The following is a 12,312-nucleotide window of genomic DNA, read 5'->3' as shown; positions in this document are numbered from 1 at the left end:
CGCGTGACCCCCGTGACCCGGCGTTAACAGGGCCGCGCAACAATGAGGTACGTGAACTTGGGGGGCTCCGGAGATCCACACAGTCTGGAGGCGGACCAGGTCGTCAGCGCGATCGAACGCGCTTGTGAGAGCGACCTGCGGACCGCCTTGCGGCTCGTTGCGCGCTACTCGGCGTACTGGTGGTCGCACGGACTTCAGGACGAGGCAGCGGCGGCGGCAGAGCGGGTGCTCAGCATGCTCGGCCGGACCGTCCCGGTCGGGCTGGACGAGGAGTACCTGCTCGCCGTCATCCACGGGGCCGCGTCGGCCGAGCAGGAGCAGGTGGAGCTGGCCCAGCAGGTCGTGCTGACCACGACAGGCCCGTTCCGGTACTCCGTGACCGTCCTGCTGTGGTCACTGGTGTTCGGGCCGTTCGAGCCCGCCGACGTGGTCGAGGACGTGCTGGAGCGGAACGAGAGCGGTGACGCGTGGACGCGGGCCGCCGTCGAGCTGTGCCGGGGCTACCCGGGGCTGACCACCGCCGCGCCGAGTGACGCGGCGCAGGCCTTGCGTACGGCGCTGGGCCGGTTCCGGATGCTCGAGGACCGCTGGGGCATGTTCCTGGCGCTGTGTGCGCTCCGTCAGGTCGTCGACGAGCCGCTGGACATCACTACGGAGGCGCTGGAGCTCGCGGAGCAGTTGTGTCTTGCTGCGGAGACCGCACAGCTGCTGTGCGACCGCGCCGACCTCTACCGGCGGATGGGGAAGCTCGAGGACGCTCACGCGGACTACAGCCGCGCACTGTCCATCGGAGAGCACGCGGACCTCACTGAGACGGTCGCGGTGGCCAGGCTGGGGCTGGCACGCACCGCGCGGCACTCCGGCAACGTACCCGCCGCCCGTGGGCACCTCTCGGCGGTCCTCACGCTCTCCAACCTCGAGGACGCTCATTTCGAGGCCCTGCACGAGCTCCGCGTGCTGAACGCCTCCGAGGCCTCGGCCTAGCCAGGTGTGGTGCCAGCCACATCGCGGCGGGCGGTGCTGCTGGTTAGAGTCGGGAGCAAATCGGCACCGACGACTGCAACGGAGCAGCTGATGGACAAGACGTACGGGTCGCCGCAGGAAGCGGTGGCGGACATCGGGGACGGCGCGAGCCTCGCGGTCGGGGGTTTCGGGTTGTGCGGCAACCCGATGCAGCTGATCAGCGCTCTGCACGACAGGGGGGTGAGCGGGCTCAGCGTGGTGTCGAACAACTGCGGCGTCGACGACTGGGGCCTGGGCATCCTGCTCGCGGACAAGCGCATCGCCAAGATGACCTCGTCGTACGTCGGGGAGAACAAGGAGTTCGCCCGGCAGTTCCTGACCGGCGAGCTGGAGGTCGAGCTGACCCCGCAGGGCACGCTGGCCGAGAAGCTGCGCGCCGGCGGCTGCGGGATCGCGGCGTTCTACACGCTGGCCGGTGTCGGCACGCAGGTCGCGGAGGGTGGGTTGCCGCAGAAGTACAACGCGGACGGCTCGGTCGCGAAGGCCTCGGAGCCGAAGGAGACGCGGGAGATCGACGGTACGACGTACGTGCTGGAGGACTCGATCACCACCGACTTCGGGCTGGTACACGCGCTCAAGGGCGACACCCACGGCAACCTGGTCTTCGACCGGAGCGCGCGCAACTTCAACCCGCTGGCCGCGATGGCCGGCCGGGTGACGATCGCGCAGGTCGAGGAGCTGGTCCAGCCTGGTGAGCTGGACCCGGACTCGATCCACCTGCCCGGTGTCTACGTCCAGCGTATTGTTGCCGTTGGCAAGGATATCGAGAAGCGGATCGAGAAGCTGACCGTACAGAAGGGAGCCTGACATGCCACTCACCCGTGAGCAGATGGCGGCGCGGGCAGCCGCGGAGCTGGACGACGGCTCGTACGTGAACCTCGGTATCGGTCTGCCGACGCTGGTCCCGAACTACATCCCCGACGGCGTCACCGTCGTACTGCAGTCCGAGAACGGCATCCTCGGCGTCGGGCCGTACCCGGTCGCGGGCGAGGAGGACCCGGATCTGATCAACGCCGGCAAGGAGACCGTCACCACGCTGCCCGGCGCGTCGTTCTTCGACTCGTCGCTGTCGTTCGGCATGATCCGCGGCGGGGCGATCGACGCGGCCATCCTCGGCGCGATGCAGGTGTCGGCCAAGGGCGACCTGTCGAACTGGATGATCCCCGGCAAGATGGTCAAGGGCATGGGCGGCGCGATGGACCTCGTGCACGGCGCCAAGCGGGTGATCGTGCTGATGGAACACGTCGCCAAGGACGGCTCGCACAAGATCCTCGAAGAGTGCGACCTGCCCTACACCGGCCGCGGCGTCGTCAACCGGATCATCACCGACCTCGCCGTCCTCGACATCACCGACGACGGCCTCCAGCTGGTCGAGCTCGCCGAAGGCGTCACCTTCGACGAGCTCCAGGAGAAGACCGGCGCCCCGATCAAGCAATGAAGGCGGTCTCCGGCAGCGCCCGCGACCACAGGCCGTGGTCCGGGCGGTGCCGGAGGTGCTGGTCGAAGAACCCGGGGATGTAGGCGCGCATGGCCCGCAGTACCTTCTCGGCGTTCGCTGTGCCGACGGTGTTCGCGATCAGGCCCGGCGGGACGGTGATGTAGCGCTCGAGCCACGGGATGATGGCCTGGTGGTCGACGAAGCTGTAGTGGCGGCCGTTGGGCAGGTTGAGGTCGCGTTTCCAGCCGGTCGAGTGGTCCCAGAACAGGGCCCACGACGGGTCGGTGTGGTGGTCGTGCGGACCCGGGCCGATGTTGCCGGAGCCCATCAGCAGGAACGGCCGATCGGTGCCCGTCGCGACGGCCGGGCAGTCGGCCGGGTCGTCGTACCCGTAGCCGAGGTCGCCGTCCAGGTCGATGGCCGCGCGGATCCTCGGGTCGGCGACGAGGAGGTCGATCGAGCTGAGGCCACCGGCGGAGTGGCCGTACGCGCCGATCCGGTCGAGGTCGAAGATCCTGCCGAGACCGGACGGGAGACGGCGGTGCTCGGCGTCGGGGTTCTCGCCGTGGGCCAGCCGGGTAATGCTGTTCAGGACGAACTGAAGGTCGGCGAACCGGGCGGAGCGGGCGAGCAGGGCGTACGGCGTGGTCGGCAGCGCCTGTACTTCGAGCCGTCCGCCGGGGAACTCGACACCCGCGACCTCGTACGTATGGTCGACCGTGACCACGACATACCCACGGCTGGCGAGCTCCGCGACGCTGATCGACGCAAGCCCACGCGGTACGCCGAACCCGGGCGAGAAGAGCACAACCGGCCGACGGCCATGGCTGACCGGGGCGAGCAGGCCGCCGTGGCTCTTGGCACCGGCCCAGTCGACGGTCCCGACCGGTTGCTCGAGCGCGACGGCGGCGCCTTCGCCGTACACCTCGGCGGTGAGCGGCGGCAGGTACGGCGCGGGCGGGGCGGGCCGGCTCGCCGGGTACCAGACGCTGATCATCAACTCCCGTGGCCGCCCGGGCACGTACGGGTCGTCCCGGCCGGCATCGACCAGATGCAACTCGGTCGTGCCGACCGGAAAGGGACCGGTGGGTCGCGGGAGACGAATCGAAACACTCCGCGTGGTGGCCCAGGCGGTTTGGGTGAGCGGGGCGAGCAGCGTCGCGCCTGCGGAGGCGAGGAGAACGCGTCGGGTCAGCATGGGGCTGACTCTGCCCGGATGCACAGGGTTTGTTCAGCTTGCGAAGACACCTGTGATCCCTGCCGAAAGTCGGGTATGACGGGACCCGTGGAGTTGGATGTGCTGGTGATCGGTGGAGTGGGGATCGACACGATCGTGCGGGTGCCGAGCCTGCCGTTGGCGGATATGGACTCGATCGCGGTCGACCCGATCGAGTCGTACCTGGCGCACACCGGGCACGGTGTCGCGCTGGGCTGCCACCTGCTCGGGCTGAACGCCGGTCTGGTGGACGTGATCGGCGACGATCCCGAGGGCGCCCGCATCCGACGGACGTACCAAGAGCTCGGGCTCCCGCTGCGCGTCGCACTGCACCCGAGCGGCACCCGCCGGTCGGTGAACCTGGTCGGCCCGGACGGCCGCCGGCTCTCGCTGTACGACGGACGCCACCCGCCCGGCCTGCGCGTCGACCCCGGCCTGTGGCGACCGGTCATCCGGCAGGCCCAGCACGTCCACGTCTCGATCATGGACTTCGCCCGCGACGCTCTGGGCGACGCGATCGCCGCCGACCGCTCGATCTCCACCGACCTGCACGACTGGGACGGCCGCAACGACCACCACAAGGACTTCGCGACCGCGTCGGACATCGTCTTCGTCTCCACCAGCGCCCTGCCGCCCGACGGCGTGGAGTGGATCCTCGCCAACGGCCGCGCCGAGGTCGTGGTCGCGATGGCCGGCGCGCAGGGCAGTTTCCTGCACGTCCGGGGCGAAGCGACGCAGCACTTCCCCGCGATCCGGTTCCCCGACCGCACCGTCGTCGACACCAACGGCGCCGGCGACGCGTACGTCGCCGCCTTCCTGGCCCGCTACCTCGACGGCGCCCCCTGGACCGATGCCGCCCTGGCCGGCACGATCGCCGGCGCCTGGGCCTGCGGCTCTCCCGGCACCCACACCGACCTGATCACGGCCGAGGAGCTAGCTCTTCGAAGCCGAACCACAACTGAAGCGACCTGACACCAGCACTGGCGACCTGACACCTGCACTGGTGACCTGACACCAGCACTGGTGACCTGACACCAGCACTGGTGACCTGAGACCTGCACTGGTGACCTGAGACCTGCTATTCCAGGTCCCAACCCACCATCCACCCTCCCAACCCACCACGCGCCGCCCAGGTTCGGCGTCCGTCTCAGGGGCCAACCCCTGAGACGGACGCTGGACAGGCAGGTCGGAGCGAGTGGAGGTCAACCTCGGGTCATCGGCGGGTGCAGGGTGGTCGCGGTCCCGCGGCGGAAGAGTTGGGCGGGGCGGCCGCCGTCGCGGGTTGTCGTACCGCCGGCGGGCTCGACGAAGTCGGCGGTCTTGGTGACCTTGCGGTGGAAGTTGCGCGGGTCGAGCGGCGTACCCCAGACCGCCTCGTAGATCCCGCGCAGCTCGGAGATCGTGAACTCCGGCGGGCAGAACGCGGTTGCGAGCGGCGAGTACTCGAGCTTGGCACGGGCTCGCTCGACCCCGTCCGCGAGGATCCGATGGTGGTCGAACGCCAACCGCCCGGCGTCGACCTCGGCGACGGCGACCCAGTGCGCCGACGCGGCGTCCGATCCGGCGACCGGCGCGGGCAGGTCCGGTACCAGGGCCAGGTACGCCACGCTGACCACCCGGCCGCGCGGGTCGCGATCAGGAGCGCCGTACGTCGCGACCTGCTCGAGGTGGATGCGCTCCGACGGCAGCCCGGTCTCCTCGGCGAGCTCGCGGCGCGCGGTCGTCTCCAGGTCCTCGTCCGGCCGGACGAACCCGCCGGGCAGCGCCCAGCGGCCCTGGTACGGCGCGATGCCCCGCTTGATCAGCAGCACCTCGAGGCGAGAGTCGCGCACGGTCAGGATGACCAGGTCGGCGGCCAGGCCGAGCGGCTCGAAATCCATGCTCCTACTCTAATTGTCATCTTGACGAGAAGTCATCCCTACCCTTATCGTCATAGTGACGACAAGGAGTAAGAGAGATGGCAGACATCACCCGGTTCCGGTTCATCAGCCACCTGCGCGCGAACCCGACCACCCACGTGCGGCACCTGCGCAACGGCAAGGTCGCGCACGACGGCGCCGGCCAGGCGTTCTGGTTCCGGGCGCTGAACTCGTCGCTGAGCGAGATCCCGATCGACGACCGCGAGCAGCCGCTGCTGTTCCACGGCCGCACGCAGGACCTCCAGGACGTCGCCGTGCAGGCGAGCGTGACGTACCGCATCACCGACCCGGCACTGGCTTCGAGCCGCCTCGACTTCGGGATCGACCCGGACACCGGGCTCTGGCGAGCCACTCCGCTGGAGCAGCTCGGCGGACTGTTGACGGAGCTCGCGCAGCAGACCGCGCTGGACCTGCTGGCCCGGATGACGCTGACCGAGGCATTGTCCGAGGGCATGACCTCGCTGCGGCAGGCGGTCGGCACCGGGCTGCGCGAAGACCATCGCCTGACCGGTCTCGGCATCGGGGTCGAGGACGTCCGCGTGGTCGCGGTCCGGGCCGAGCGGGACGTGGAGAAGGCGCTGCAGACTCCTACCCGCGAGATGGTGCAGCAGGCCGCCGACAAGGCGACGTACGAGCGTCGTGCGATAGCAGTCGAGCGGGAGCGGTCGATCGCGGAGAACGAGCTGCAGAACCAGATCGAGCTCGCCCGGCGCGAGGAGCAACTCGTCAGCCAGCGCGGTCAGAACGAGCGCCTGCGGGCGACCGAGGCCGTAGCGGCGGAGGCGATCACGACCGAGGCGGCGGCGAGCCAGCAACGGACGCTCAGCCAGGCCGAGGCCGACGCCAAGCGGGTCATCGGTGCTGCGGAGGCCGCTGCGGAGAAGGCGCTGCTGGACGCGTACGCCGAGCTGGACCAGGGCACGATCCTCGCGCTGGCGATCAAGCAGGGTGCGCTGCCGGACATCGGCACGCTGAATCTGACGCCGGACCTCCTGACTCCGCTCCTGACGAAGCTCACCTCCGGGCAGCCGGCATGACCCGGGGGCCACGGACGGGCGGGCCGCGCCGGGGGCGGCCCGCCACGGGAGGTTGCTGATGAGCCTCCCACCAAGAGCGGTGATCGTGCATCGGGCGACCGAGCTGACGGAGTTGATCGGCCGGCACGGGACGCGGCAGCAAGCCGGGTTCTTCCTGGCCGGGCGCGGCCGGGACCTGGCCGAGCTCGACGCGCGGCACCAGGCGCAGCAGGACGCGCTCGCCACGGTGTCGGCGGCGATCCCGCTCGACTGGCGCCGAGCTGTTGCTGAGCGCAACGATCTCGACCGGTTCGGGTTCGGCCCGGAGGATGTGGTGATCGCGGTCGGCCAGGACGGTCTGGTCGCCAACGTCGCGAAGTACCTCGACGGTCAGCCGGTGATCGGCATCAACCCCGAGCCGGCCCGCAACCCCGGCGTACTCGTGCCGCACGATCCGGACGCGATCTCGGACCTGCTCGTCACCCGGACCACGGTCGAGCGGACGATGGTTGCCGCGAGCACTGATGACGGTCAGCAACTCGTGGCGTTGAACGAGGTGTACGTCGGCCACCGTACGCATCAGTCCGCGCGCTACCGGCTGAGCTCGCCCGACGGGTTGCCCGAGCGGCAGTCGTCGTCCGGGATCCTGGTCGGGACCGGAACCGGATCGACCGGCTGGTGCCGATCGGCCTGGCAGGAACGGCGCAGCCCGCTCGGGCTGCCGGCGCCGACCGATCCCGTGCTGTGCTGGTTCGTGCGCGAGGCCTGGCCGTCGCCGGCGACCGGCACCGACAACACCGAGGGGTTGCTCAAGGCACCGGACTCGCTGACGATCACGGCCGAGTCGGACCTGGTCGTGTTCGGTGACGGGATGGAGTCCGACACTCTGGCCGTGAGCTGGGGTCAGCGGGTGGAGATCGGCGTCGCCGCGGTCAAGCTGCACCTGGTGGTCTGAACGGTCGTGAACAAGTGCTAGATCTCCTTCGACGGTTGGATGATCAGGTGCGGCAGATTCACCTCTCGCGGGCGGCTGACGACGTACGCGACGAGTTCGGCGACCTCGCTCACCGGGACGGCGGGGAGGGTACTGCGGAGGTCGTCGACCATCGACCGCAGTTCGTCCGGGAAGCTGTCGGCGAGTTCGGTGCCGTCGATCATGCCGGGTTCGAGGTTGGTCACCCGGATGCCTTCGTCGGCGAGCTCGGCCCGCAGCGTGCGGGTCAGATGGCTGACGCCCGCCTTCGAGGCGCCGTACGCCGCCATGCCCGGGTTGAATCGTGCGGCGGCCAGGGAGGACATGTTGATCAGGTCGGTTGTGCGACTCGCGGCCGCCCGCTTGAGCGCGGGAAGGAAGGCGTGGGTGACGGTGATGAGGCCGGTGAGATTGACCTCGACGGTACGACGCCAGTCGGCGAGCGGACCGTCCGCGAACGGGACCACCGACATCAGGCCGGCGTTGTTCACCAGCAGGTCGAGGTCACCGAAGCGTTCCTGCACCAAGGCGGCAGCCTCGGCCACGGATTCCTCGGACGTGACATCCGCCGGTACGACGAGCGCCGTACCGCCTGCTTCGGCGATCTGCGCCGCCACCTTCTCGAGGCGTTCTCGACGGCGGGCCAGGAGAGCGACAGAGGCGCCGTCGGCGGCGAGACGAGTGGCGACCGCGGCGCCGATTCCGCTGGCCGCGCCGGTGACTAGTGCGATGCGTGAAGTACTCATGGGTCCACGGTCTGCTCTGCGGAGCCGGCGCAGAAGATCCGCTTCGACCGTAGGTCTGGCAGTACCACCCAGTCCGTTGGATCGTCTGGGGATACTGGAGTGGTGAGTGCGTTGGGAGAGTTCCTGCAGACCAGGCGGGCCCGGGTGCGCCCTGAAGACGTCGGCTTGCGGCCCGGTCCGGATCGCCGGGTCTCCGGCCTTCGCCGGGAAGAGGTCGCGCTGCTGGCAAACGTGAGCGTCGACTACTACGTCCGGCTGGAGCAGGGCCGGGCCGGAAACCCTTCGGCCGCGGTTCTGTCCGCGGTCGCGGACGCACTGCGGATGGATCAGGCCGAGCGGGACCACCTGCGGTCGCTGTCATGTGCGGCGCCACCCGCCGTACCACCGAAGGCCGCCGTCCGCCCGCAGCTGAAGGCGATGATCGAGGCGGTGGACCTCCCAGCCATCGTCGTCGACCGCTTGAGCAATGTGCTCGCCTGGAACGCGGGCGCGCTCGAGGTGATCGCGGACTTCGAGGACCCGGCGCAGCGCAACCTGGCGACCCTCTATTTCCTGAATCCGGCGTCGCGGGACTTCTACGCGGACTGGGAGACGGTCGCGCAGGACGCGGTCGCGCTACTCCGCCGCGCTTCGGCCGAGTACGCCGACGATGCGGAGCTGGCGGCGCTGGTCAACAAGCTCCGCACCGCCAGCCCCGACTTCGAGCGGTTCTGGGCCTCCCAAGACGTCCAGAACCGCTCCCACTGCCCGAAGATCCTCAACCACCCCACCGCCGGCCGCCTGACCTTCACCCTGGAGTCCCTCCAACTCCCCGACGACAACCAGTTCGTCATCACCTACACCCCCACCGACACGACGACCCGGACTGCGCTGGAGGCCTTGCTCGTCGCTCAGTCGCCGTTGGCGGTGTCGAAGAGTGAGATCGGGGCCCAGCGGAAGTAGACCGGGTCGTCGAACGTGCCGGGGACCAGGCCGCGGGACTGGATGACGGTTGCCGTGCCGTTCGCGTGGCCGACGGCGTACAGGTAGGCGGTCTTGGTGTCCTTGTCGATGCCCAGCAGCAGCGTGCCGTTCTTGCCGCAGGCCATCGCCGACAGTGTCTCGAAGCCCTGCCAGGTGTGGGTTCGGACCGCTGTCACGATCGGCTTCATCGGCGACGCCGAGGGAATCCGGATCGTGTACAGCGCACCGCCGCGGGTGTTCGCCAGGAAGGTGTCGTACGTCGGCGTCTTCGCGATCAGCGCCATCGACTTGACCGACGCGAATCCCGGGTAGGAACCGCTGGCCCGCAGTCCGCCGCGCACCCGGTTCCAGCGGAACAGGACGCCGTCGTTGCGCAGTCCGTAGAACGCGGTGCGGTTGATCCTGCCGTCCGGGTAGCTCGCGTAGTCGGCGAGCTCGATCGCGGTGAAGTTCGTCCAGCCGCCGCCGATCCGGCCGAGGCTGGGCGGGTTCGACGGGTCGAGGCCGCCGGCCATGTCGGTGCGGTAGACGCTGTTGTAGAGCGCGTCACCGATGACGACGTACCCGTAGCGGTCGGTGCCTCCTGGTCCGGGCTCAGACGTCTGCCGGGCGCTCAGCCGGACCTGCCCGGGCTTGTACACAGCCAGGGCCTGTCCCTGCTGGATCGTCGGCGGGATGCTCGCGGTCACCGTGAGCTCCCGCTGGAGGCCGGTTGCCGTCACCGATCCCAGCCATACCTCGCACGCAGCGGTCGTGGTGGCGCCGGCCGCCTGGGCGTTGGCCGGCACCACCGCGGCCAGGACGAGTCCGGCCAGGCCGGCCAGTCCTGCCGCCTTACGCATCATTCACCGTTCGCAGTGTCGTAGACCGGGATCGTCACCCAGCGGAAGTCGACCGGGTCGCTGAACGTCGCCGGCACCTCGCCGCGGGACTGGATCACCGTGGAGAGGCCGTTGGCGTGGCCCACGGCGTACAGATAGCTCTTCTTGGTGTCCTTGTCGACGGCGAGCAGCAGTGAGCCGTACTGGCCGCAGCCCATCGCGGACAGCGTCTCGAAGCCCTGCCACGTCCGGGTCCGCACCTGCTTGACGATCGGCTTCATCGGGGACGCCGACGGGATCCGGATCGTGTAGAGCGCTCCGCCGCGGGTGTTCGCCAGGAACGTGTCGTACGTCGGGGTCTTGGCGATCAGCGTCATCGTCTTGACCGCGGAGAAGCCCGGGTACGACCCGCTGGCGCGCCAGCCCTTCTCGCCGACGTTCCACCGGAACAGCACGCCGTCGTTGCGCAACGCGTACGACGCCGAGCGGTAGATCTTCTTCGACCAGTCCGGGCTCTCGTAGTCGGAGGTCTCCAGGAAGGTGAAGTTGCCCCAGCCACCGCCGACCCGGCTCAGCGACCGGTTGTCGATAGTCCCGTCGCCGTACACCTGGTAGTAGCTGTAGTAGAGCGCGTCGCCGATCACGACGTACCCGTAGCGGTCGGTGCCGGAGATGTCCGGCTCGATGGTCTGACGGGCGCTCAACCGGATCTGCCCGGGCTTGAACGCCCCGGCGGTGGTCCAGTTGTCCGGCACCTGCGGAGGCACCGTCGCGGTCGGGTCCGCGAAGTGGTGGCCGCCGTCGGCGGTCACCCCGCCCTGCCAGACGAAGCAGGCCTGGGCCTGCGCCGCGGTGATCTTCTTGTTGGTGCCGGGCACTGTCGCCCCTGGCTTGGTCGGATCGGGCTTCGCACTCCCCTGTGCTTGCGCAGCCGCGGGCATCAACGCCGCCAGCGCGAGCACCGCGCCGGTGGCCAAGGCGATAAGTCGTCGATTCATGTGTGCACCCCTCTCATACCCTCTGATACAGCGCGGGCACGAAAGGTTGCAGGTCAGTCGGACAGGTCGGCGTACGCGGCTACCAGCGTCGCGGAATCCTTTGCCCAGTTGAGCTCTGCGGCCGCCGAACGGACGCCGTCGGTGTAGGTGCTGTAATTCTCGATCACCGTGCGGACCGCGGTCGCCAGGGAATTGGGGTTGCCGGGCTCGTAGAGGCCGCCGAGTTTGTACTGCGTGACGACCGCACGCAGTTCCGGCAGGTCGGCAGCGACCACCGGTACGCCGGCGCGCACGGCGTGGAAGAGCTTGTTGGGAAGAGCAAGCCGATGGTTCTCGCAGGTGTTCGTCAGCGTGACGAGGGAGATGCCGTACTCGCGCAGCGTGTCGTCGACCTCGTCGATCGAGCGTTCCGCGACGGTCTCCACCGGGCCCAGATCCAAGCGATAGTTGGGATCCACCGACCCCATCAGCACGGTCCGGAACGGCGCCAGCTGCCGCGCCGCCTCGACAACCGTCGGCAGATCCCGCCCAGCCCCGACGCGACCGGCGTACAGCAGTCCCTCCGGCCGATCCGGTGCCGGCGGTACGTCGTCAGCGCGCGGGAACGTGTTCCGTACGACGCGAACATCCGCGAGGCCCCGCGACCGCAACCGCTCCGCAATGCCATCGGAGACGGTGAAGACAACACGGGCCTTCGACGCAAGAGAAGCCTCGTACCGCCGCCCGCGAGCCCGCCACAACGGCGTCGGCCGCCCCGGCAACGCCCGGTCGAACCACAGCTCGTGGCTGTCGTACACCAGCGAGGCCGACCACTTCGCGGCGTACTCCGCCGCGAGTTCGAGCGTGTTGAAGTCGTGCGCATGCACAATGTCGAACGGCCCCGCCGCGGCCACCCGTGGCGTCGCGGCGGTCCGCCAATGCTTCTCGGTGCGGTTCCGGTGCTCCGGCAGCAGGAGCCACCGGCCGAAGCGCTGCACCAGCACCTTCGGCCCGTTACGCCCGTGCCCGACCGCGAGGCCGCCGTTGCCGCTCCGCAGACCGGAGGAGCGGGAGACGGACTCCACCGTGATGCCCGGACCGATCTCGAACCCGTCCGGGACGTCGCGGCCGATCACATGCAGCGTGTGACCGGCCGCGGCCAGCGCCGTGGCCTCCCGCAGGATCCGCGAGTCCCCGGCGATCGGGGACTGCGCGATCAT

General features: G+C 69.5%; 13 protein-coding genes. 7 read left to right on the top strand and 6 right to left on the bottom strand.

The features are described from left to right. The first annotated feature begins 51 nt into the window (after positions 1–51). The 3 genes from ACIA58_RS09155 to ACIA58_RS09145 all read left to right on the top strand — a co-directional run bounded on the left by ACIA58_RS09155 (position 52) and on the right by ACIA58_RS09145 (position 2,461). On the top strand, positions 52–984 hold the full coding sequence (locus tag ACIA58_RS09155; RefSeq protein ID WP_396403056.1) for a hypothetical protein: 933 nt from the start codon (positions 52–54) through the stop codon (positions 982–984). A gap of 90 nt (positions 985–1,074) precedes the next feature. Continuing rightward, positions 1,075–1,830 carry a CoA transferase subunit A gene (locus ACIA58_RS09150; protein ID WP_396403055.1) on the top strand — a complete coding sequence of 252 codons (756 nt, stop codon included), beginning with the start codon at positions 1,075–1,077 and terminating at the stop codon, positions 1,828–1,830. Between the two features lies 1 nt (position 1,831). Further along, positions 1,832–2,461, top strand: a complete 630-nt coding sequence (locus ACIA58_RS09145; protein WP_396403054.1) for a CoA transferase subunit B — start codon at positions 1,832–1,834, stop codon at positions 2,459–2,461. On the opposite strand, the gene ACIA58_RS09140 is transcribed toward ACIA58_RS09145, so the two are convergent. After that, positions 2,451–3,659, bottom strand: a complete 1,209-nt coding sequence (locus tag ACIA58_RS09140) for an alpha/beta hydrolase family protein (protein WP_396403053.1) — start codon at positions 3,657–3,659, stop codon at positions 2,451–2,453. The two genes, ACIA58_RS09145 and ACIA58_RS09140, sit on opposite strands and share 11 nt — an antisense overlap. A gap of 87 nt (positions 3,660–3,746) precedes the next feature. Here ACIA58_RS09140 and ACIA58_RS09135 point away from each other — a divergent pair, with 87 nt between their 5' ends. Then, positions 3,747–4,649: a carbohydrate kinase family protein gene (locus ACIA58_RS09135; RefSeq protein WP_396403052.1), complete on the top strand. Its 903-nt coding sequence runs from the start codon at positions 3,747–3,749 to the stop codon at positions 4,647–4,649. A gap of 230 nt (positions 4,650–4,879) precedes the next feature. On the opposite strand, the gene ACIA58_RS09130 is transcribed toward ACIA58_RS09135, so the two are convergent. After that, on the bottom strand, positions 4,880–5,557 hold the full coding sequence (locus tag ACIA58_RS09130; protein ID WP_396403051.1) for an NUDIX hydrolase: 678 nt from the start codon (positions 5,555–5,557) through the stop codon (positions 4,880–4,882). Between the two features lie 77 nt (positions 5,558–5,634). Here ACIA58_RS09130 and ACIA58_RS09125 point away from each other — a divergent pair, with 77 nt between their 5' ends. Together ACIA58_RS09125 and ACIA58_RS09120 are read left to right on the top strand one after the other, a co-directional pair. Further along, a complete protein-coding gene (locus ACIA58_RS09125; protein ID WP_396403050.1) occupies positions 5,635–6,633 on the top strand; it encodes an SPFH domain-containing protein in 999 nt (332 codons plus the stop codon). A 58-nt stretch (positions 6,634–6,691) separates the two neighbouring features. After that, complete coding sequence (locus tag ACIA58_RS09120; protein WP_396403049.1) at positions 6,692–7,567, top strand: hypothetical protein; 876 nt, start codon at positions 6,692–6,694, stop codon at positions 7,565–7,567. 17 nt (positions 7,568–7,584) lie between these two features. Here ACIA58_RS09120 and ACIA58_RS09115 read toward each other — a convergent pair whose 3' ends face one another. Next, on the bottom strand, positions 7,585–8,331 hold the full coding sequence (locus ACIA58_RS09115; protein ID WP_396403048.1) for an SDR family oxidoreductase: 747 nt from the start codon (positions 8,329–8,331) through the stop codon (positions 7,585–7,587). Between the two features lie 102 nt (positions 8,332–8,433). Here ACIA58_RS09115 and ACIA58_RS09110 point away from each other — a divergent pair, with 102 nt between their 5' ends. Continuing rightward, positions 8,434–9,273: a helix-turn-helix transcriptional regulator gene (locus ACIA58_RS09110; RefSeq protein ID WP_396403047.1), complete on the top strand. Its 840-nt coding sequence runs from the start codon at positions 8,434–8,436 to the stop codon at positions 9,271–9,273. On the opposite strand, the gene ACIA58_RS09105 is transcribed toward ACIA58_RS09110, so the two are convergent. From ACIA58_RS09105 to ACIA58_RS09095, 3 genes are read right to left on the bottom strand one after another with little or no spacing between them, the layout of a single operon-like run. Next, positions 9,222–10,136 (bottom strand): hypothetical protein, encoded by a 915-nt coding sequence (locus ACIA58_RS09105; protein WP_396403046.1) that lies wholly within the window; start codon positions 10,134–10,136, stop codon positions 9,222–9,224. The genes ACIA58_RS09110 and ACIA58_RS09105 overlap by 52 nt on opposite strands. After that, on the bottom strand, positions 10,136–11,113 hold the full coding sequence (locus ACIA58_RS09100; protein ID WP_396403045.1) for a hypothetical protein: 978 nt from the start codon (positions 11,111–11,113) through the stop codon (positions 10,136–10,138). The genes ACIA58_RS09105 and ACIA58_RS09100 overlap by 1 nt, the downstream gene beginning before the upstream one ends. Positions 11,114–11,166: 53 nt before the next feature. Beyond that, positions 11,167–12,312: a glycosyltransferase gene (locus tag ACIA58_RS09095; protein WP_396403044.1), complete on the bottom strand. Its 1,146-nt coding sequence runs from the start codon at positions 12,310–12,312 to the stop codon at positions 11,167–11,169.

Source organism: Kribbella sp. NPDC051586 (assembly GCF_044453965.1).
Taxonomy (GTDB): domain Bacteria; phylum Actinomycetota; class Actinomycetes; order Propionibacteriales; family Kribbellaceae; genus Kribbella.
Note: the sequence above shows the minus strand (reverse complement) of the source record. Positions and strands in the feature narration are given on the sequence as shown.

Excerpts from the sequence above, each read along its gene's own strand:
- ACIA58_RS09150 (WP_396403055.1), top strand. The coding sequence starts at position 1,075 with ATGGACAAGACGTACGGGTCGCCGCAGGAAGCGGTGGCGGACATCGGG.
- ACIA58_RS09145 (WP_396403054.1), top strand. The coding sequence starts at position 1,832 with ATGCCACTCACCCGTGAGCAGATGGCGGCGCGGGCAGCCGCGGAGCTG.
- ACIA58_RS09140 (WP_396403053.1), bottom strand. The coding sequence starts at position 3,659 with ATGCTGACCCGACGCGTTCTCCTCGCCTCCGCAGGCGCGACGCTGCTC.
- ACIA58_RS09130 (WP_396403051.1), bottom strand. The coding sequence starts at position 5,557 with ATGGATTTCGAGCCGCTCGGCCTGGCCGCCGACCTGGTCATCCTGACC.
- ACIA58_RS09125 (WP_396403050.1), top strand. The coding sequence starts at position 5,635 with ATGGCAGACATCACCCGGTTCCGGTTCATCAGCCACCTGCGCGCGAAC.
- ACIA58_RS09120 (WP_396403049.1), top strand. The coding sequence starts at position 6,692 with ATGAGCCTCCCACCAAGAGCGGTGATCGTGCATCGGGCGACCGAGCTG.
- ACIA58_RS09115 (WP_396403048.1), bottom strand. The coding sequence starts at position 8,331 with ATGAGTACTTCACGCATCGCACTAGTCACCGGCGCGGCCAGCGGAATC.
- ACIA58_RS09105 (WP_396403046.1), bottom strand. The coding sequence starts at position 10,136 with ATGCGTAAGGCGGCAGGACTGGCCGGCCTGGCCGGACTCGTCCTGGCC.
- ACIA58_RS09100 (WP_396403045.1), bottom strand. The coding sequence starts at position 11,113 with ATGAATCGACGACTTATCGCCTTGGCCACCGGCGCGGTGCTCGCGCTG.
- ACIA58_RS09095 (WP_396403044.1), bottom strand. The coding sequence starts at position 12,312 with ATGATCGCGCAGTCCCCGATCGCCGGGGACTCGCGGATCCTGCGGGAG.